We start from the raw sequence: 648 nt of genomic DNA on the forward strand, positions 1-648 counted from the left end.
GGCTGCGGCCACGGTGACCGCGTCGTCGGCCGGGCCCAGGCGAACGGCGTCAAGCAGGGCGCACCAGGAGGTGCGGCCGGTCTCCAAAGCGGCGACGAAGGAGTACGGCCAGCCGGGCACGAGCTGGTCGCTGGATCGGCCGCCGCGTCCGTAGACGTGACAGAAGAGCCGGTCGGGGCTGGTGGGGGCGTCCGGGCGGAGCCAGTTGCACACGTCCGCGGCGAGCACGATCCGCCCGTCGGCCGTCTTCGGCAGCGGCAGACCGGCCAGAACGCCGCGCAGGCGGGCCGGCTCGCACCAGCCGCGGTCCAGCGCGGCGTACATCGCACCGTGTCCACGCCGGTGCTCGGCTACCAAAGTCAGCTCCACCGGCGACCTCACCGGTCCGTCCGCGCACAGCACCGCATCCGTGAGCTCGAAGAGCGCATCCGCGCGGGCGTAGAGACACTCGTAGAACTCGACCCGAAAGCGGGACAGGACTCCCAGCGCCTCGACGGCAGGGCCCTCAACCGGAAGACTGATCACAGCGGCCGTCCTTTCACACTCCGTGACTCGACACCTCGAAGCGTGGAGGACGGCCGCGTCGCACGTTCCCCGAAACAGAAGACCTCAGCAGGTCGGGTGACACGCGAGGTTAAACGCCAAGCT

At 70.2% G+C, this 648-nt stretch carries 1 protein-coding gene; it reads right to left on the bottom strand.

The window, feature by feature from the left end:
* A partial coding sequence (locus AC2CJA_RS27085; RefSeq protein WP_484605263.1) for a transposase occupies nt 1-486 on the bottom strand: 486 nt, incomplete at its 3' end.
* Nucleotides 487-648 lie beyond the last annotated feature (162 nt).

Source organism: Streptomyces sp. ATLC9 (assembly GCF_057196705.1).